The sequence below is a fragment of the Staphylococcus hyicus genome (assembly GCF_000816085.1).
GTDB lineage: Bacteria > Bacillota > Bacilli > Staphylococcales > Staphylococcaceae > Staphylococcus > Staphylococcus hyicus.
The window spans coordinates 1,073,692-1,090,294 of record NZ_CP008747.1; the positions used below are offsets into that span (position 1 = coordinate 1,073,692).

Below are 16,603 nucleotides of genomic sequence, written 5' to 3' on the forward strand. Positions count from 1 at the left end.
GATGACTAGTTACAAATCGGAACGAGACTCGCTAATCAAAGACGTCGAACGTTTACGTCAACAACGAGACGAGTATAGAAACAAACTCAATTACATGGTGGAGTTATTAACTCTCTATACTGACTATAAACTGTCATTAAGTCATAATAAGTGGTATTTAGGGTTACGTAAGAAGGTAGATGAGGTACTAAAAGATGAAAGATGAACAAATCACACAACAAACGATTACGTACTTAATGGAGAAGTACAAAGGATTAATAAAGTTGGAAATGGATTATCAAGAATGGAAAGAAAGAAATCCTGATAAAAGCAGATGGTATTACAAAGATAAAAGACCATCTAAAGCGGAATTAAAGCGTTTCAGATTATTGTTGAAAGAATTGATGATTGAGTTTGAAAAGGGGTTAAATTTTTATGGTTAAAGTTGATTTTAAAAAGATATGGCAGGACTGGAAGAAAAGACGAATAAGTAATTATATATTAGTGCATGAGAACGCTAAAATTAGTGAGGAAATGTATTTCTTAATCGAACGTAATAAACTGGCTTTTGAGTTACGTGAAATGGACAGATTAGATGGCACAAACGAATTTGAAAACCTTTTATACGATTTAGAATCTTTTAATAATAAGGAGGACGAGTAAATGAAATGGAAACGATTAAAAACTGTGGTACCGCACCCAGTTATCAAAAATAAAAACTTAAAAGCTGTATGCGTAACAAAAGATAATGTGAAAGAGGTTCAAAAAGAATTAAAATTTTTTGAAATTTTCAGTGAAAGTGAAGAAGTGTTATTAACTGGATTTTTATCATTTCAAAGGATACCTATTTACATTATTTGGATTAATCCTAAATCCCATAAGACACCTAGATATTACTTTGCTAACGAGCATGAGATTGAAAGATATTTTGAATTTTTGGAGGACGAGTAAATGAGTATTAGTGTAGGAGATAAAGTATATAACCATGAAACAAACGAAAGTTTAGAAATTGTGCAATTGGTGGGAGATATTAGAGATACGCATTATGAGCTGTCTGATGAGTCAGTTATTAGCATTATAGATTTTATCACTAGACCAATTTATCTAATCAAGGAGGACGAGTGAATGTTCCCAGACTATCAAGCAACAATCACATTAAACAACGGTAAAAAGTATTTTAGTTATGATGCGCCAATAAATTTATTTAATAGACAAATGAAAGGAGAAATCATAGAAGTATATGATAAGTATTTTAGGCTGTTAGGAATCAATCCTAACGAGATATTTAAAATAACTGAATTTAACTATAAAAGAGATGTATAAGGAGGACGATTAGATGGAGGTACTGCATTTACTAGGGTTTCTTTTAGCTGGAGCATTCGTTGCAGATTATATAAGAGTGCGCAAACAAAACGCTAAATTAAGCCGTAACGTTACTACTCTTTCTGAGTATGTTGCGAAACATTACGGATTAGATTATACGTACTGGCTTATAAATAAAGAGGAGGACGAGTAAATGAAATCACCGTATGAAGTTCAATCAGAAATAAAGAAAAGAATTATTAAACCTGAATATAAATTTGAATATATGAGTATGTTGCCTGGAGAAACTTTAACACATGTATTTCATGCAAACTTAAGCGTTAATTCATTTAATAAATTACCAGCTATAATTTTTGTTTCCGAAAGTAAGAAGGTGTTTATCCACTGTTTGAGAATTAATACAGATATACAAGAGAATGAAGATTTAGCAGATATTGACGCCATTCAAAGACATCAGATTAAACTTCCTAGATTTATAAATATGTTGCTAGATGACGAAATACAATTTGAAGGATTATTTGATGTATCAAGGCTACCATTTGTCGACCAAGAAGCACGAAAAGAATATTTTGATTACAAGATAAATAAAAGAAGACTGGAAGAAGAGAAATACCGCAAAGAGCAAGAATACAAAGCATATTTAAGGCTAAAAGAAAAGTACGAGGGATCAAATAAATGAGTTTACCTATAGAAAAGTATCTTCAAATGTGGGAAATGTTAAATAAAAATGTAAAAGTCTCGCAATTAGTATCAGCTGGATTATATGAAAAAATGGTCATTTTAGATAGACATGGTAATAAAATGGAAATCAAATTCTACGCAAATATGGAGGAGAAATGAGATGATTCTATACCAAGCAGAACATGATAATTGTGAGCCTTATGAAGATAACTACAGTTATAGAGAAAATAAAGTGTACCGTTATAAAGAAGAATTGATAAAACGTCTAAAAGAAGCTGGTTATGAAGCACAAAGCGGGCAAGTTTTTGTCAAAGGTAATCCAAAAAGATTCGATGATTTTGATCTAGTTACAATTTATGAATTAAAAGTTAATGAATAAAAGGGGACGAATGATGAAAGAATTAACTATTGAAAACTTAAAAGAATTGTTAGAAACACAAGAAGAATTTGAGAGCAAAGAATATTTAATAAATTTAGAAAGCTTAAAAATTGCATATGCTGTGAAATTCTTTAAGTGGCTTGATAATTTAGGATTTTATAATTTTTGGGAAGTAAAAAGCAATGGTTCTGAACTCTTAAATGACCTTGCAGACATGTTAGCGTGTGGTTTAAGCATAGCTAACAAAATGAATGTACATATTAATAATAAAATAGTATCAGAATCTAATGATTTTTTAAAGGAAGTAGAAGAGACTCCGCTAAGTTTGGAGGATAATAAGGTATTTAAAGCTTTTTGGGAGGATCTATCATATTTAATTTCAAAAAAGTCACCAATTAATGATGATATTTTAACTTTTGTACTAGTTCCAATTAATTTAGCACTTGACTATCACTCTATTGAAGAATTGATAGGTACGTACAAAAAGAAGTATGGATAAAATACATGTTTTATTAAATAAAACAAAACTCTGAATAAATGGAAAGAGCTTTTATCAGATGAAATATAATAGAGGATCAAAAAGGGGGAAATGGGTTGTATTTTAGATAATCATCAGGATAACAATCATAAATAAAGAGTTATATAAATAAAAAGTGAAAATATGATAATAGATGGAGGATATGGAATGAAAAATTTAAAATTCATAGACTTGGTATTAGAGAACTGTGGTAGTGTTAGACTTGAAGAAAAAGACGTAATTATGTTTCACATAGCAGGAGTTACGGAAAGTAGAGTTATCATATCTCTTAAATGGATGTAAACCTACATTACGCTTATTTTAGTATTCTAATTAATAAACCAAAATTTATTAAACAAGCTTCTTTTGAAAGTGATGATACAAATGCTTATGAAATGATTACACAATACTCGGATGTTACAGCTATAAATATTGTTTATAGTGATGAAACAAATGAATTAATTTATGTAGATTTTAATGACTATAATGATAACTATAACATCAACCAAAAAAATAAATATAATGAGGAGTATGAAGAACTTGAAGTAACTATCAATAAAGAAAATTCTATGGACTTTTTAAATAGTGAAGATATCAAATAAAGTATTCACTTATAATTATAGTAGATATTAGATGAATAAAAACATTTTCTAAAGCCTTAAGAAAGAATACATTAGAGTATTCGAAGCAAGGTTTAGGATTATTTGTAGCTATTCCTATAATGTTAATTATAGCCTCTGTATTAGTATCATTCATTATAGGCGTCCCTACCAATATCATTTAGGATTTATATGTATTGGACATAAACAATAACCTTATAAATCAAATCATATCTCTTGCATGGCTTATAATTCTATACAGTATACCAAGATCTCTCGACAATAAAAACCTCTCACCGAACTAAAAATAACGGATTATTTACTATCTATCTTATATCTTACAAATATCATAAATGCAAGTGTTTTAGAAAGTGTTTAATTGTTTAAATTATTGCTATTTACAGGAGATGTTGGAGCAGTTATAACTATATTATCATTTATATTATTTTTAGCTGTTAATAGGGGGTATCAGTAAAATTATTATTAAAAGTTATAAAGAAAGCAGACTCACAATGATATATATCAAGTTTTGTGATGTAGGTGCTGTTTATTGAGATATCGAATTATTATTCATTATATAGATTTTTTATTATGTATTAAAAATTTAAGGTAGAAATAATTTTATAACAGGTGTAATAAATGATAGTATCGTTATAAATATGCCGATAAACCAAAATAAAAATTTATTTCTTGCTTTAAAAAAACAATCCTTACCTTCAGAAGTAATTGATACATAATCATCATAAACTGGCGTAAAAAAAACTAACATTTCATCTTCTTCAGTTTTATAATCGTCAATTATAGGTTTTATCCATTTGTTATCAACCATATAATCATAATGCTTATAATCAGAATTCAATTTAATTTTACCTTGTTTTACACATTTTCGTAATTTTAAATATATAGATAAGTTCATTTTTTTGCCCACCTAAAAGTTTTATTATATACATATTAACACAAAGGCTTACCCTTTTAGCAGATGGTTTCTGAAATATTTATTTGATTTCGCTTATTTGACTGTTTGTTACTTATAACCTGTATTTGAACATATAAAGAAATGATGAAAGACATATTTTATATTGAAGGAGTTTTAAATGGTTACTTTGCAATTTATGCTTGATTTCCTAGTGTAATTATTACTATGGTTAATTTGGAAGATTTGTAGGAACTATATAGAAGTTCTTAAGCGTAGGTAAAATTTTAGTAGAGCAATTAATTTTCTTCCTAGAAGGATAAAATATAAAAATATATAAGAATGATTACAAAAAGATATATTAATATTAAAAACAAGAGTTTTACTTTAGAAAATTCCATTAATAGAGGATTTTATATTGAAGAAAAGTTAGACATATCAAATGCAAGTTTTACTATCAATGATGGTAATCCAGAATGTTTTTTACGAAGAATCAAATTAAATACAAGTAATACTCTTAATGGTTTTCTTGTGCTAAAAATTTTCTTTAAAAAATAAAAATTATTTTAGTTTAATTCTATTTATGGAAAATATAGTGTGCATAATCACTGACCATAAGGAAGAGGTCAAATAACTATAGTTACTTGACCTCTAAATTTATTAATTATTTATTTTTTGTTTTAATTCTTTAAGTAAACTTTTTTCAAAGCGATGACCAACAAGGATTTCTGTGCCATCATCAAATCCACCTCTACCTGCATGAATTCCAACTAAGTTATTTTCATCATCTAATATTGGAGATCCTGAGTTACCTTCCTCTGTATAACCGAAGTATTTAAGTCCTTGCTTCGTTGAATGTACTTCAATTTTTTGACTGTACATTGAAAACTGAGTTGTGTTATTAGGGTAACCTACAACTCTTAGAACCTGATGCGGGCCTACTGCTTCAGCATTTCCAAATTTAAGCGGTTCAACTACTTCTCCAATGTTTTTACCATCTTTATTAGGTTTTAATTTAATAATAGCTATATCGATTCCTGCTCCAAAAGGCGCTTCATCAATTGTCTCTGCTTCAAATTCACCAAAAGGCAATTCTACTTTGCCCTCTGAGTTTTTAGTTAATCCAGGTCTAAATTTAACATTCTCTGGATTATTTTTAGCTTCTCTGGCGACGTGATAATTTGTAATAATTTTGTTTTGTGAAACTACAAAACCAGTAGCTAACATAGGCTTATTTTTAATAAACAAGGAGCCTACAGCTTGATAAGGTGTTTGAGTAGTATCGTTCACTTTTGAAAAATAACTTTGTCCTAAAGGACTTTGTTTATTATAACTATTCCATTTCTCAATATGCTCTTCTTTTGATAATTCGCTAGCATAAATATTATTTTTAATAGGGGTTTCTAATGCCTGTAATGACATAGGCGCAACAGTTGCAAGTGTTAAAAGTACTAAAGTTTTTTTTAGTAATGTTTTATTCATGTTGATTTCTCCTCTATAAATTTATTTATTCATTTTGACAAACTGTCAAAAATACATTTATTTAGATATTAATTTGAATGATGAAAATTAATTTAAAATCTGTTGTGAAAAATGCAAATTTCACTAAGAGTAATTTAAAAAATATCTTGTGAATTTACAGCTAAAAGTGTTATTTTAAGCTGCTTCAATCGATAAATTGTTTGAATTAAAAACTAATGTATTAACCATGATTAAATTGAATATATTAATTTATTTCAACGTTGGTTTTATTAGAAATCCAGTCACGAATTGTTGAGTCGATAGCTGTAAATCTTCCGTCACCATGTAAAATACCTATTAATTCATCAGTATTTTTCAAAAATAGTCCAGAACCTGATTGACCAGGTGAAGTCTTAATATTGGTACCAATCATTTTATTTCCTTCTACAGATTCAACCGTACCGTAAGTTTTATATTGGTAATTTTCTCCTTTATCCTGAGGATAACCTATAGTATATACCTCTTTACCTTTATAATTATTAATATCTCTTTCTTTACTAATTTTAACTCCTTTTTTGATATAATGTTGCATATCACTTGATGGATTTGTACCTTGTAATAAAGCTATATCATAATCGCCTTGATAAGGATTGTAAGTAGTAATAGGTAAACTACCAGCCTGTGTTGAGGCGCCTGATCTTGCAGGGTATAATGTTCCTATTTGACCTGATTTGAAATTGTCGCCTTCACAATGTTTAGCTGTTAAAGCTGTGTTAGGTGAAATTAAAACCGCTGTACAATAGCTAGTGCCTTCAAACTTACTAGTATACAAACTATTTCCTTCAAATACATCCATATCTAATACTCTATTATCTTCTACAGGTTGAGCATTGATATCACTAGGGAATAGGGATACTAATGAAGCAAGTGATAAAGTTAAAAGCAATTTTTTCATGAAAAAACCTCCATTGTTTATTTTCAATCATTAATTTTTATAAGTATTTATCCAATTATAAAGTCTCTCATTAATTGTCATAACTTTTCCTGATAAACCTTGATTTGTATTATAGCTGCCATATAATATTCCGATAAATTGATTATTATCTTTTAAAAATACTCCTGATCCTGATTGCCCTTCAACAGCTGGTAATGTTGTTTCTAATTCATCAGTCACTGGATTATAATTAGTAATGATTCCTGTGCTTTTGTATTGTTTAAGACCACCTTGATTATAAGGATATCCATAGGTATACACTTCTTTACCTTTTAATGATTTAATTTGCTCTTTAGAAAAGGGTGTTAAATCTATATGAGCATCTTTCATATAATGTTTGTAGTCGTTGGATTGATCTATTTCATTACCTTTTAATATTGCAATATCGTTAGCATCATTGGGTATATAATTAGTAATATTCATATGGCCATAAGGTGTACTCATACCTGATTGCCCTGGGTAAATTGTGCCAGAGTATTCTTTACTACTCTTATTTAAATGACAGTGTTTTGCTGTTAAAGCTAAAGTTGGAGAAATAATAATAGCCGAACAATAGGTATGGTTGTTAGGTTCATATCTGGCAGTTAATTTTGCTCTTTTATCTTTTATAGTATCTACGAGAATTGGGAATCTATTAGAATCGTCGTTAGCTTGAGTTATTGACATATTTATAATGGGAGTACAGAGTAACAAGGGGATAAGTACTTTAATAAGTTTTTTAAACATGTAAAACCACTCCATTTTTATCAGAAAATTAAAATAATAATTTAAGAGTATTTATCATTAAAACGTATATATCTAAGGTTTTTCTATAATTGCTTTTTTAATTATTAATCGTTCATCATTATCAATCCCAGTAGACTCTAATGGGTCACCGATTGTGTAATGAACTTCTTTACCATCTTCTAATATCAATGTTGTTTTAGTTCCAGTAGGATATTCAAAGAATATTGAATGGTAGAATGCAGTGAATGACTTTGGATCTAAGTTATCTAAATCCTTAAGCTGGATAGTTTTAGTAACTCCTCTTTCAGCACCGTTGTATACAATTTCTTTAATATTTTGGGTTATTGGTTGGTTTTCTTCCTCAAATCCAGGTGGTGTCTTCATATCGAATTTGATAGATGAACCATCCTCAAAAATTACCTCAGCATTTTCTACTGGAAAAGGTAAATTGATATCAGCTATATTGTACAACTTGCCTTTGGTATTATATTCTTCTTGACTAGGAAAAGTCTGTTTGTATTCTTTTACTACAGTTTCTGCAGCGTGAACATGACTTAAAGGTGTGTATACATTGGCGATACTAGCAACACTTGTTAGTAACAAAGTAGCTGTCGCACTTTTGATTATAAAGTTTTTCAAATTAATCCTCTCCTTTTATTTTTTAAAAGCAATTGCTTCAATAATAATTCTTTTCTCATCATCTGATAAATAAACTTTGTTTATAGCATATTCTGTGCCTCTAGGAAGAAGTAACTCTTGTTGGCCAGGGTATGCTGTTAAATCTTTAGAATCTATATAAGCAGCTTTAGTACCCTTAGGTAGTTCTATTTTTAATTCAATAGGTCTTCCTGCTAAGGCGGCGCCTTTAACTAGTTGGGTACTTGAATATCCATTTTCTCTATAAATTTTACTGTTCATCATATTGTGTAATTTGTTTACAATTTGTTTATCGTACTTGCCATCATTAGTGTTTTGTAAGTTATGGAAATCTTCATCAGTAAAACCATCTATGCTTGTTAAATAGTCTAAATTAAGGAGTCTATGAACTATAATTTGCTCAGGTGTACTAGTCTTATTAATAACGCTATCTAGTTTACGAATTTTGTCTTGGAGGGTTGGGGATAAGTTGTCTATTAAACCATTGCTATTACGAAGCGGTTCGTTCAGAACACTACTGTTCTTAGTGTATTCATAAATTGCCGTTTTATCACTAGAACTATAATTAGCTTCTTTAATTAATTTGTTTCCCCATTCTGTCGCTTCATTCAAATTGGTGAATTCTTTAGTTTCCGAGGCAAATACAACATTGCTACTTAGAGGTATGGATTGTTCTACTAAACCTATGCTAGTTAAAACGATTGAAGAAGTTAATAAAATTTTACTAAAATAAGAAGTTTTCATTTTTTAACCACCTTTTCTAAGGATTAAGACCTCTATATTAAATGAAAGAGGCGGAAGTAATTTTATAATTTAGTTTATTTAAACACTGTTATTAAAATTAAGGCTTAGCTTTATGATATTTAAATTTCTAACTAGAAGTGATTTATTATGGAATCAGAGAATGTAAATAAATTATGAGTTAAACTAAATAATGATCCGCCTCACTAATAATATAATAGAAATATATTTAAGAAGTCTTTAAAACAAAATTAAATAAACTTAAAAAACCTTAAATCTATATAAAATTTATAGAATAAGGCGTAATCTTTGGTAATTTTATACTTAGGGAATTAATCAATTTAATGATTAAGCTTTAGAATATCAATTATATGTTTGTTTATAATCGGGTTAATGTAGAAGGGAGGATGGAGGTATGTTAGTAATGTTTTAAAATTGTGTAATCATGTCTACTACTTATTATACCATTTAATAATTTTAATAAAATAGTTAAACAGTCTGATCTAGTTAATATTTAGTTAATCAATATACAACATACATAAAATATAAGTTGAGAAATAAAATATATTTTATGTTCTTAAAGGTCGAGAGGAGATACATATTATAAAAATCATATATTTAATGTATGCCGCTTATTTCACTATTCTAGTTACTTTGCTTTTAGACCCTGATTTTATATATACCTATGATACTGGTGATATCATTTTATTTCATTTATTAATGAATCTTGCAATCGTACTTTTATCACTCACTATACTAATGATTAACTACAAATCTATTAAAGATTGGATGCTTTATTTAGTTATGATTTTAATTAATGTTTTTATACTCACACCTCTAGTAGTGATTATTACAATGGTTTTATTAAAATAAAGACTAGTATGAATTTTAATTGAGTAAATTATCGGTTTAAAAATTATTTGCCTATCAACTATATTTAACTGAGTATCAAATTATAAGATGAGAGGATATTAAATACAAGAGCTAAATAAAATATTAATGAAGCACATATTTATCTCAGAACAATTTAATTGAGAATTTTAGTAGATCTTGAGACTACAGATTATATAATATTTTACTTTAAAATCAAAATAAGACTGATTGAAAATTATATTTTACATATGAGAACATATGTTCTATAATGAAAATACTTTAATTAGGTGGGGTGAATTAAATGTATGATTATTTTCAATGTCAGCAAAGGGATATTTTATGTGTTGATTTAAAAAGTTTTTTTGCCAGTGTTTCTTGTATTCTCAAAAATTTAGATCCTTTAAAAACAAAGTTAGCAGTTGTTGCTGATACAAAAAGGCAGGGTTCTATTGTCTTAGCAGCCACACCTGAATTGAAAAAGTTAGGCATTAAGACAGGGTCTCGTCTGTTTGAAATCCCTCAACGAAGAGACATTTATATTACAAATCCGAAGATGATAACTTATATGAAAGTATCAAATAAAATATCAGAAGTGGCATTAAAATATGTTCCATATGAGGATTTTCATCAATATAGCATCGATGAATTCTTTATGGATATAACTGAGTCATATCATTTGTTTGCTAATACTCCAAAAGAATTTGCCAAATTATTACAATATGAAATTTATCAAAATACAGGTATAAAAAGTACTATAGGTATAGGGTCAAATATGTTTTTAGCAAAGGTCTCAATGGATATTGAGGCAAAGGAGACCCATGATGCCATTGCTGAATGGCGTTATGAGGATGTTCCAAACAAACTATGGGAAATAGATAAACTTACAGAGATGTGGGGTATCAATAAACGTACAGCTGCTAAGTTAAATAAAAGAGGTATTTTCACGGTAGGACAATTGGCACTGTATCCTTATGAGTATTTAAAAAGGGACTTTGGAATAATAGGAGTTGAACTGCATTTACATGCAAATGGAATAGATGAAAGTTTAATTAGAAAACCTCATAAGATAAAAAATAAAGGACTCGGAAAGAGTCAAATACTAATGCGAGATTATAAATTACAAGAATTAAAGACGGTTTTAAGTGAACAAGTAGAGGATGTCTATTATCGAACTAGAAAAAAAGGAGTTTATCCAACAACAATTTCTGTCAATGTAGGATACGCAGACGGTGGTGGTATTAGAAAACAATTTACAGAAAAGAATGGATATAAATCCACCACTGTTATAATTGAAAAATTGTTGGATCATATAAGTGAAAGATTAGAGGAAGAAAGATTATATAGAACGATAGGTGTCAGTTTTAACAATTTCAAAAGCTCCTCAATACAACAACTTGAATTATTTAAAGGTGAAAAAGAATATAAATCAGAGATGATTGATTATGCCCTTGATAAAGTTAAAGCTAAATACGGTAAAGAGATAGTTATGAGAGCAACCAGTTTAACCAAAAGTGGAACGCTTTTAGAACGTAAAGGATTAGTAGCAGGGCATAAGGAGTGAATGGTTAAAATAAAACACGATACCGAAAAATGCATCGTGTTTTATAATATATAAATTAAAAAACAAATTGATTTTTTAACATTTCAATCAATTCTTCAGAAGCACTGATTATATCGATAGTATCAACGCCAATTTTTAATAAAGATTTATCATCATAAAAAATTATAAACGGCTGAATCTGACTATTTTTGATATACATGCAATAATTCAACGCTTCTGTAATATCAATATTATTTATACTGGAAATGATATATTTTTCATCATCGCAATGAATTTTTTCGCTCCAATTTTTTATATTAACAAACCATCCAATCCGAGTAACCTCTCTTTTATTATAAGGGGAGATAATCTTAGATAGAAAAGAACTATTTACCTTTGACTTAAACACTAATCTAAATAATTCTTCAAGATCTCTTTTTTGAATCGAGTCAATATCAAATCTTATTTTGTAATTATCTTCAACTTGAAAATAAGGAGTTTCACTGTTTAAGTCGAATTGAACTATTAGATTTTTTAGTTGAATATCCATTTTTAATCACCAATTCTCTTTAAATTAGCATCATATGTGCCACTACGTGTTTTTTTACTGCCCAAATTCTTAATACTGCTAGCTCCTTTCCAAGCTCCGCCACTATGGCTATCGGCGTCAGGAGTTATATACATTGGGTTACCTCGTTTATTTTTTTTAAACACTTTTTTACCGTGTGAATAAGATTTTGTTGGAGAATAACCTAACTTTTTAGCAGCTTCAACAGCAACCTTTGGGCTTGTACGAATCATAGATGTTACAACATTTTTACCATATTTTTTTATAGCAAGTTTTATACCATGCTTAGCTAAATATCCAACTAAAACACCAACTACTGGCCAAACTGAAGCATTGACCTTATGAGTATCATATACAATCTTATCACCTGTGCTTTTATCAATAAATTCAGCAGAGAAATCATTTTCGTTAACTAATCTTGTAAATTTGATATCAAAAGTTTTGTCAATATCGTTGCCGTATTTATCCTTTAACCTAGCATCTGCCGTAATAGTATCAGTGTTTTCATTATGTTCTACTATACTTTCAATTGTTAAATCTTTAGAATTGTATTTATTTTCAACTATATTAGAGTCGGTTGTTGAGTACGAATTAACATGAACATGATTATCATTTATTTGTGTTTTTTCATTCTCTATATCCTTCTTAGTTAAAACTTCCGCTGCATCAGCAACGCCTCCGTACATAAAGGTTACAACAAAAGCTAAAATGCTAACAAAAATTTTAAATTTCATGTTTCATTCTCCTTATATTTTAATGGGTAATTTTTTATTGTATCTATAAAATTTTTAGTGGAATCAACATTGGCAATTAAATAAGATGTAAAATAAGCAGCAGAAAAAGAAGACCCACTGTCTTTAACAATTTTATCTTCTCCATTTAAAGTATACACATCTACACCAGGGGCTCTGAAATCAATATTTTTATTTGGGGAATAGAGAAAAACTTGTTTGTCCTTATCAATTGCTGTAATAGAATACACTTCTTTAAAACGAGCTGGAAAGTCACTGTTGTTATCTAAATTATTCCCAGCTGCACCAACTAATATTATACCTTTGTCATTTGCTTTTTTAATGATTTTATGTAAATCAGGATCGTATTTTTGTATTCCAAAACTCATATTAATAATATTGACGTCGTATTTTATGCACCATTCAATCCCTCTAGCTATGTCTTCAGGAGTACCTACTAAATTGTCATCTAAAACTTTAACATCGTAAATATCAACATTTTTATTGACACCAATAAGTGTATTAGAAGATTTACCATAGGAAATTATACTCGCCACTTGGGAGCCGTGATTACTAGAAGTAACAAATTGATTGTTATTTTTGATAGCATCGTATCGTTTAACTACATACTCGTCATTTATTCTTTTGTTTTTTATGCCACTATCTAATATAGCAACTTTCAAATTGTTTTTTTGATAAGTTTGGTTCTCAGTTTTTAAAATATCCCAAGCCCAATTATTGTGCCTATCATTTAAGACAATAAAACTTGTAATAATTATAATAAAAAATAATGAAAAACTAAAAGTTAATCTAAGATTCATTAAATGACCACCACACTACAAGCTTATACATAATTTATTGAAGATTTTTCACTACATTCAATTTAACCCACTCCTTTGTTCTTGAAAGGTTAAAAACAAAATAATATTGATAAATAGACAAATCAATATAATTTTTTTATTTAGACTTCCTATACTATTTAAAAATATCAATAAAAAGAACGAAATGTATTGAAATTGGTTTAACTAGGTAATTTTTTTCTCTAAAAACATTATTCATCCAAAACTAATAAATTTTAATGCTACCGTGACAGAAATAATTATCCGTAAAACCATGCAAAGAGATAGTGATGATTTGGCTTAATATGAAATAAGAATTTCGTACACAAAAAAATGAGTCAAGAGAAAGTATTGTGAAATCAATAATTACTTTTAGAATATAAGGTAATTAGATTTAATTAAAAATTCATAACAAAATTAACAATTGTATTCATTAAGTTACAATAACGTTTAACCGATGTTTGTTTAAATATCGGTCAACTTAATTACAATAATTCTAATCTGTTAATTATTTCTTAACAATATTTAAGATAAAATTATAGTTTTATTAATGGTTAGTTAATATTTACTTAAGGATTATTTAAGGTAAATAATGTAAAAAGCCTATTGGTATGCCATTTTGTTACTAATAGGATAAAAACATAAAAGTGATTTAGTTCACAAAGTCCTAACGGTTGGTTGCCATCGGACATACTTAGTTCTATAAACGATTTATTGTTTTTTAGAACATAAATGTTTTATTAGGGTTATATATATTTAATTATATATAAATTTACTTTTGGAGAGAGGTCGTTTTATGTTTAAAAAAGTTTTAGGATCAGTAGCAATTTGTACTATCACGTTGACAACAGTAGGGGGTTCATTGCCATTAAACAACTCCGCTTTAGCAAATGAGTATGATGATATTGGCTCTAGAGATTATCAAGAAATACCAGGTACGTATTTATTAGTTCACTTTACGGTTGTGGACGAAAATAGTAATTTCTTAGCTTATCCAAAATACTTAGAAATACCATTGCATGCGGGAGAGTTAATTAATAAAGAGGTATTGGAAAATAAGGTAAGACAAACACTAAAAGCTCATGGTGATGATGCTTATGAGTTCGTAAGTTTTACAAAAAACACTAAATTAGAAATGCATTATAATAATTTATCTGTTCTTTATACTATTAGTGAAGAAGGTTTCAAAGTTGATGACTATTCCAAATATAAGGGCAATGTTCAATTTAGACTTTCTGGTGATGTGATAATTAAACCTAAGAAAGTGAATGAGACTAAAACCCAATATAGTGAAAATACGGATGTTAAATTAATTCAAGAGATAACTTTCAAAAAACGTTCTGGTAATTCTGATACTCTGATACCTACTAATATGAGGAAAGAAGTGGAATTAAATAAATCATATAAAGTTGGAAATAAAGTTAACGAAGATGAATTGTTTCAAGAAGCGCAACGTGTATTTAAAGAGACTCAAGAGTATAAGCAAGGGTATAAACTTGTAAAACGTTTAAATACAACGGTTATTGAAAATGGTCGTACAAAAAATGAAATCTATGATCACTTGTGTAATCCCATTTTTAATTACACGATTTCAAGTTTAAGAGAAATATCAACTTCTGAGGGACACATAGATTTTGTATCTGAAGACTATTACATTTCTAAATCAGGTGATGATTATATACCTGAACAACAAGAAACTACACTTGAGTTAAAAGATAGTAAAGGTACTACATTTAAAACTGTAAGTATAAAAGTTGGTAAATCAAATGTTAAAGAAGAAATTAAAAAGTACATTGAAGAAAATGGATTAGATACGATTAATTCTAAAAATGGCATTAGTTATAAATTTAATGGCGAAATAAAAAAAGAAACTAATAGTTATACTGCTATATATGAATAGAAGCTAAAACCACCCTAATATGGGTGGTTTTTATTTTTACTATATTTAGAACTTTTGATAATATTTATTGCTATTAGATAGTATTAATTTTAGACAGTGGTATAATTATATGTGGCGATAAGTATTATAAGTGATACATTTAATTATTTAATGAGGGGTGATGGATTTGTGGGATTGGTTTATAAACATTGGGGGTGTAATCTCTTCATCAATGGCCATAGTTTATATAATTTTATTTATTAAATATAAGTTTTATGATAAAAATACTACCTTGAAGATAAATGTTTACTCTACCTTAACTGATGGCTACAAGCACGCATTAAAAAGTAGTCCTGAAGATGTTAGAAAATACTTTTTGAAAACATTTCCTATAGAAGTTACAAGTATTGTTCATAATGAGTTTATTTCCGAGAAAAGAAAAAATATCATAGCAGAATTGATTTTATCAGAACCTAATAATATTGCCTTTGTTATAGGTTCTGATGATCATGATATTAAAATAAGTAATATATACAGTAGGGAAGGGAAAGTTATTAAACCTTTACAAATAATAGAAAGAAAAGACGTACCTAATAAAAACCCTGAAGAAGTAAGGAAGGGACATTTGTATTTAATGAAAGGGGATTATGTTGCGATATTGACGCAAGAATTTGGATATGAATCTTCTCAAAAAATTGAATTAGTTGTAAGAGGACATAAAATTTTGTACGTACTAACTCCTAATTTAAGGATTGGAGTTACAAATTATATTAATGCGAAAAATACATTTATAAGCTTTATAAAAACATTTTCCAAGTTTTGATGTTATCATTTAACTTCTCTTTTATTAAATGTAATTAATGGCTATTATTTAAATTGTTATTATTAATTTTACTATGCTCTGATATAAGTTTAATAAAATGAATATGATTTTTGATTTTCTTAAGTAAGACTGTATTATAGGTATTTAATCAAATCTAGTGAAATATCTTATTAAAAAAGAGCGGTCTTGAAGACCACTCTTATCATTAATGTTGATTATTAACTTGCTTTCGGATAATATGAGCAACTAATGTGAATATTAATTTGAATATAATAAAAAACACTAAGACTTTAAGAATATAAATTAATATCGCAATAACTACCTCGCCAAATGAATGTGGTTGGACAAAGGAGTTCAAAGGCGTATACATTGCTCCAAAA

The 16,603-nt window shown here is 28.3% G+C and carries 25 protein-coding genes; 16 read left to right on the forward strand and 9 right to left on the reverse strand.

The annotated features are described in order from the left end of the window. Position 1: 1 nt before the first annotated feature. The 13 genes from SHYC_RS04985 to SHYC_RS05030 all read left to right on the forward strand — a co-directional run bounded on the left by SHYC_RS04985 (position 2) and on the right by SHYC_RS05030 (position 3,481). A complete protein-coding gene (locus tag SHYC_RS04985; protein ID WP_086375155.1) occupies positions 2-205 on the forward strand; it encodes a hypothetical protein in 204 nt (67 codons plus the stop codon). Beyond that, the gene (locus tag SHYC_RS04990) at positions 195-422 is read left to right on the forward strand and encodes a hypothetical protein (protein WP_039645001.1); all 228 of its coding nucleotides are present in this window, start codon (positions 195-197) and stop codon (positions 420-422) included. Before SHYC_RS04985 ends, SHYC_RS04990 begins: the two co-directional genes overlap by 11 nt. Beyond that, on the forward strand, positions 415-642 hold the full coding sequence (locus tag SHYC_RS04995; RefSeq protein ID WP_039645002.1) for a hypothetical protein: 228 nt from the start codon (positions 415-417) through the stop codon (positions 640-642). Before SHYC_RS04990 ends, SHYC_RS04995 begins: the two co-directional genes overlap by 8 nt. Further along, on the forward strand, positions 643-930 hold the full coding sequence (locus SHYC_RS05000) for a hypothetical protein (RefSeq protein WP_039645003.1): 288 nt from the start codon (positions 643-645) through the stop codon (positions 928-930). It begins immediately after the preceding gene. After that, a complete protein-coding gene (gene higA / locus SHYC_RS12355) occupies positions 931-1,104 on the forward strand; it encodes a type II toxin-antitoxin system antitoxin HigA (protein ID WP_167706482.1) in 174 nt (57 codons plus the stop codon). It begins immediately after the preceding gene. Further along, positions 1,105-1,302, forward strand: coding sequence for a hypothetical protein (locus SHYC_RS05005; RefSeq protein WP_039645005.1), 198 nt, complete (start codon positions 1,105-1,107; stop codon positions 1,300-1,302). It begins immediately after the preceding gene. Between the two features lie 13 nt (positions 1,303-1,315). Next, positions 1,316-1,495 (forward strand): hypothetical protein, encoded by a 180-nt coding sequence (locus tag SHYC_RS05010; RefSeq protein WP_039645006.1) that lies wholly within the window; start codon positions 1,316-1,318, stop codon positions 1,493-1,495. Next, positions 1,496-1,981 carry a hypothetical protein gene (locus tag SHYC_RS05015; RefSeq protein ID WP_039645007.1) on the forward strand — a complete coding sequence of 162 codons (486 nt, stop codon included), beginning with the start codon at positions 1,496-1,498 and terminating at the stop codon, positions 1,979-1,981. Beyond that, positions 1,978-2,142: a hypothetical protein gene (locus SHYC_RS12360; protein WP_167706483.1), complete on the forward strand. Its 165-nt coding sequence runs from the start codon at positions 1,978-1,980 to the stop codon at positions 2,140-2,142. The genes SHYC_RS05015 and SHYC_RS12360 overlap by 4 nt, the downstream gene beginning before the upstream one ends. Position 2,143: 1 nt before the next feature. Then, positions 2,144-2,362 (forward strand): hypothetical protein, encoded by a 219-nt coding sequence (locus tag SHYC_RS05020; RefSeq protein ID WP_039645008.1) that lies wholly within the window; start codon positions 2,144-2,146, stop codon positions 2,360-2,362. Positions 2,363-2,375: 13 nt separating this feature from the next. Then, a complete protein-coding gene (locus SHYC_RS05025; protein ID WP_039645010.1) occupies positions 2,376-2,861 on the forward strand; it encodes a hypothetical protein in 486 nt (161 codons plus the stop codon). Between the two features lie 186 nt (positions 2,862-3,047). Continuing rightward, on the forward strand, positions 3,048-3,182 hold the full coding sequence (locus tag SHYC_RS12525; RefSeq protein WP_257214160.1) for a hypothetical protein: 135 nt from the start codon (positions 3,048-3,050) through the stop codon (positions 3,180-3,182). After that, entirely contained in the window at positions 3,173-3,481 is a 309-nt protein-coding gene (locus tag SHYC_RS05030) for a hypothetical protein (protein ID WP_197708979.1), read from the forward strand. The genes SHYC_RS12525 and SHYC_RS05030 overlap by 10 nt, the downstream gene beginning before the upstream one ends. Before the next feature lie 601 nt (positions 3,482-4,082). Here SHYC_RS05030 and SHYC_RS05040 read toward each other — a convergent pair. The 6 genes from SHYC_RS05040 to SHYC_RS05065 form a co-directional block, all read right to left on the reverse strand. Next, a complete protein-coding gene (locus SHYC_RS05040; protein WP_039645012.1) occupies positions 4,083-4,394 on the reverse strand; it encodes a hypothetical protein in 312 nt (103 codons plus the stop codon). Between the two features lie 657 nt (positions 4,395-5,051). After that, complete coding sequence (locus SHYC_RS05045; protein WP_052257817.1) at positions 5,052-5,873, reverse strand: trypsin-like serine peptidase; 822 nt, start codon at positions 5,871-5,873, stop codon at positions 5,052-5,054. Positions 5,874-6,117: 244 nt separating this feature from the next. Continuing rightward, positions 6,118-6,807 carry a trypsin-like serine peptidase gene (locus tag SHYC_RS05050; RefSeq protein WP_039645013.1) on the reverse strand — a complete coding sequence of 230 codons (690 nt, stop codon included), beginning with the start codon at positions 6,805-6,807 and terminating at the stop codon, positions 6,118-6,120. Positions 6,808-6,837: 30 nt separating this feature from the next. Continuing rightward, positions 6,838-7,572, reverse strand: a complete 735-nt coding sequence (locus tag SHYC_RS05055) for a trypsin-like serine peptidase (RefSeq protein ID WP_039645015.1) — start codon at positions 7,570-7,572, stop codon at positions 6,838-6,840. A 72-nt stretch (positions 7,573-7,644) separates the two neighbouring features. Continuing rightward, positions 7,645-8,211 (reverse strand): hypothetical protein, encoded by a 567-nt coding sequence (locus tag SHYC_RS05060; protein WP_039645016.1) that lies wholly within the window; start codon positions 8,209-8,211, stop codon positions 7,645-7,647. 15 nt (positions 8,212-8,226) lie between these two features. Then, a complete protein-coding gene (locus SHYC_RS05065; RefSeq protein ID WP_039645017.1) occupies positions 8,227-8,973 on the reverse strand; it encodes an ADP-ribosyltransferase in 747 nt (248 codons plus the stop codon). Positions 8,974-10,144: 1,171 nt separating this feature from the next. On the opposite strand from SHYC_RS05065, the gene SHYC_RS05075 reads away from it, so the two are divergent. Further along, positions 10,145-11,404 (forward strand): Y-family DNA polymerase, encoded by a 1,260-nt coding sequence (locus SHYC_RS05075; RefSeq protein ID WP_039645021.1) that lies wholly within the window; start codon positions 10,145-10,147, stop codon positions 11,402-11,404. A 55-nt stretch (positions 11,405-11,459) separates the two neighbouring features. Here SHYC_RS05075 and SHYC_RS05080 read toward each other — a convergent pair whose 3' ends face one another. From SHYC_RS05080 to SHYC_RS05090, 3 genes are read right to left on the reverse strand one after another with little or no spacing between them, the layout of a single operon-like run. Further along, positions 11,460-11,933 carry a hypothetical protein gene (locus SHYC_RS05080; protein WP_039645023.1) on the reverse strand — a complete coding sequence of 158 codons (474 nt, stop codon included), beginning with the start codon at positions 11,931-11,933 and terminating at the stop codon, positions 11,460-11,462. A 2-nt stretch (positions 11,934-11,935) separates the two neighbouring features. Next, positions 11,936-12,685 carry an SAR2788 family putative toxin gene (locus tag SHYC_RS05085; protein ID WP_039645025.1) on the reverse strand — a complete coding sequence of 250 codons (750 nt, stop codon included), beginning with the start codon at positions 12,683-12,685 and terminating at the stop codon, positions 11,936-11,938. Further along, entirely contained in the window at positions 12,682-13,503 is an 822-nt protein-coding gene (locus SHYC_RS05090; RefSeq protein ID WP_052257818.1) for a S8 family serine peptidase, read from the reverse strand. The genes SHYC_RS05085 and SHYC_RS05090 overlap by 4 nt, the downstream gene beginning before the upstream one ends. Before the next feature lie 814 nt (positions 13,504-14,317). Here SHYC_RS05090 and SHYC_RS05095 point away from each other — a divergent pair. Continuing rightward, on the forward strand, positions 14,318-15,421 hold the full coding sequence (locus SHYC_RS05095) for a hypothetical protein (protein ID WP_039645027.1): 1,104 nt from the start codon (positions 14,318-14,320) through the stop codon (positions 15,419-15,421). Positions 15,422-15,587: 166 nt separating this feature from the next. Beyond that, positions 15,588-16,223 carry a hypothetical protein gene (locus tag SHYC_RS12485; RefSeq protein ID WP_231912805.1) on the forward strand — a complete coding sequence of 212 codons (636 nt, stop codon included), beginning with the start codon at positions 15,588-15,590 and terminating at the stop codon, positions 16,221-16,223. The last annotated feature ends 380 nt before the right edge of the window (positions 16,224-16,603 follow it).

Excerpts from the sequence above, each read along its gene's own strand:
- SHYC_RS04985 (WP_086375155.1), top strand. The coding sequence starts at position 2 with ATGACTAGTTACAAATCGGAACGAGACTCGCTAATCAAAGACGTCGAA.
- SHYC_RS04990 (WP_039645001.1), top strand. The coding sequence starts at position 195 with ATGAAAGATGAACAAATCACACAACAAACGATTACGTACTTAATGGAG.
- SHYC_RS04995 (WP_039645002.1), top strand. The coding sequence starts at position 415 with ATGGTTAAAGTTGATTTTAAAAAGATATGGCAGGACTGGAAGAAAAGA.
- SHYC_RS05000 (WP_039645003.1), top strand. The coding sequence starts at position 643 with ATGAAATGGAAACGATTAAAAACTGTGGTACCGCACCCAGTTATCAAA.
- higA (WP_167706482.1), top strand. The coding sequence starts at position 931 with ATGAGTATTAGTGTAGGAGATAAAGTATATAACCATGAAACAAACGAA.
- SHYC_RS05005 (WP_039645005.1), top strand. The coding sequence starts at position 1,105 with ATGTTCCCAGACTATCAAGCAACAATCACATTAAACAACGGTAAAAAG.
- SHYC_RS05010 (WP_039645006.1), top strand. The coding sequence starts at position 1,316 with ATGGAGGTACTGCATTTACTAGGGTTTCTTTTAGCTGGAGCATTCGTT.
- SHYC_RS05015 (WP_039645007.1), top strand. The coding sequence starts at position 1,496 with ATGAAATCACCGTATGAAGTTCAATCAGAAATAAAGAAAAGAATTATT.
- SHYC_RS12360 (WP_167706483.1), top strand. The coding sequence starts at position 1,978 with ATGAGTTTACCTATAGAAAAGTATCTTCAAATGTGGGAAATGTTAAAT.
- SHYC_RS05020 (WP_039645008.1), top strand. The coding sequence starts at position 2,144 with ATGATTCTATACCAAGCAGAACATGATAATTGTGAGCCTTATGAAGAT.
- SHYC_RS05025 (WP_039645010.1), top strand. The coding sequence starts at position 2,376 with ATGAAAGAATTAACTATTGAAAACTTAAAAGAATTGTTAGAAACACAA.
- SHYC_RS12525 (WP_257214160.1), top strand. The coding sequence starts at position 3,048 with ATGAAAAATTTAAAATTCATAGACTTGGTATTAGAGAACTGTGGTAGT.
- SHYC_RS05030 (WP_197708979.1), top strand. The coding sequence starts at position 3,173 with ATGGATGTAAACCTACATTACGCTTATTTTAGTATTCTAATTAATAAA.
- SHYC_RS05040 (WP_039645012.1), bottom strand. The coding sequence starts at position 4,394 with ATGAACTTATCTATATATTTAAAATTACGAAAATGTGTAAAACAAGGT.
- SHYC_RS05045 (WP_052257817.1), bottom strand. The coding sequence starts at position 5,873 with ATGAATAAAACATTACTAAAAAAAACTTTAGTACTTTTAACACTTGCA.
- SHYC_RS05050 (WP_039645013.1), bottom strand. The coding sequence starts at position 6,807 with ATGAAAAAATTGCTTTTAACTTTATCACTTGCTTCATTAGTATCCCTA.
- SHYC_RS05055 (WP_039645015.1), bottom strand. The coding sequence starts at position 7,572 with ATGTTTAAAAAACTTATTAAAGTACTTATCCCCTTGTTACTCTGTACT.
- SHYC_RS05065 (WP_039645017.1), bottom strand. The coding sequence starts at position 8,973 with ATGAAAACTTCTTATTTTAGTAAAATTTTATTAACTTCTTCAATCGTT.
- SHYC_RS05075 (WP_039645021.1), top strand. The coding sequence starts at position 10,145 with ATGTATGATTATTTTCAATGTCAGCAAAGGGATATTTTATGTGTTGAT.
- SHYC_RS05080 (WP_039645023.1), bottom strand. The coding sequence starts at position 11,933 with ATGGATATTCAACTAAAAAATCTAATAGTTCAATTCGACTTAAACAGT.
- SHYC_RS05085 (WP_039645025.1), bottom strand. The coding sequence starts at position 12,685 with ATGAAATTTAAAATTTTTGTTAGCATTTTAGCTTTTGTTGTAACCTTT.
- SHYC_RS05090 (WP_052257818.1), bottom strand. The coding sequence starts at position 13,503 with ATGAATCTTAGATTAACTTTTAGTTTTTCATTATTTTTTATTATAATT.
- SHYC_RS05095 (WP_039645027.1), top strand. The coding sequence starts at position 14,318 with ATGTTTAAAAAAGTTTTAGGATCAGTAGCAATTTGTACTATCACGTTG.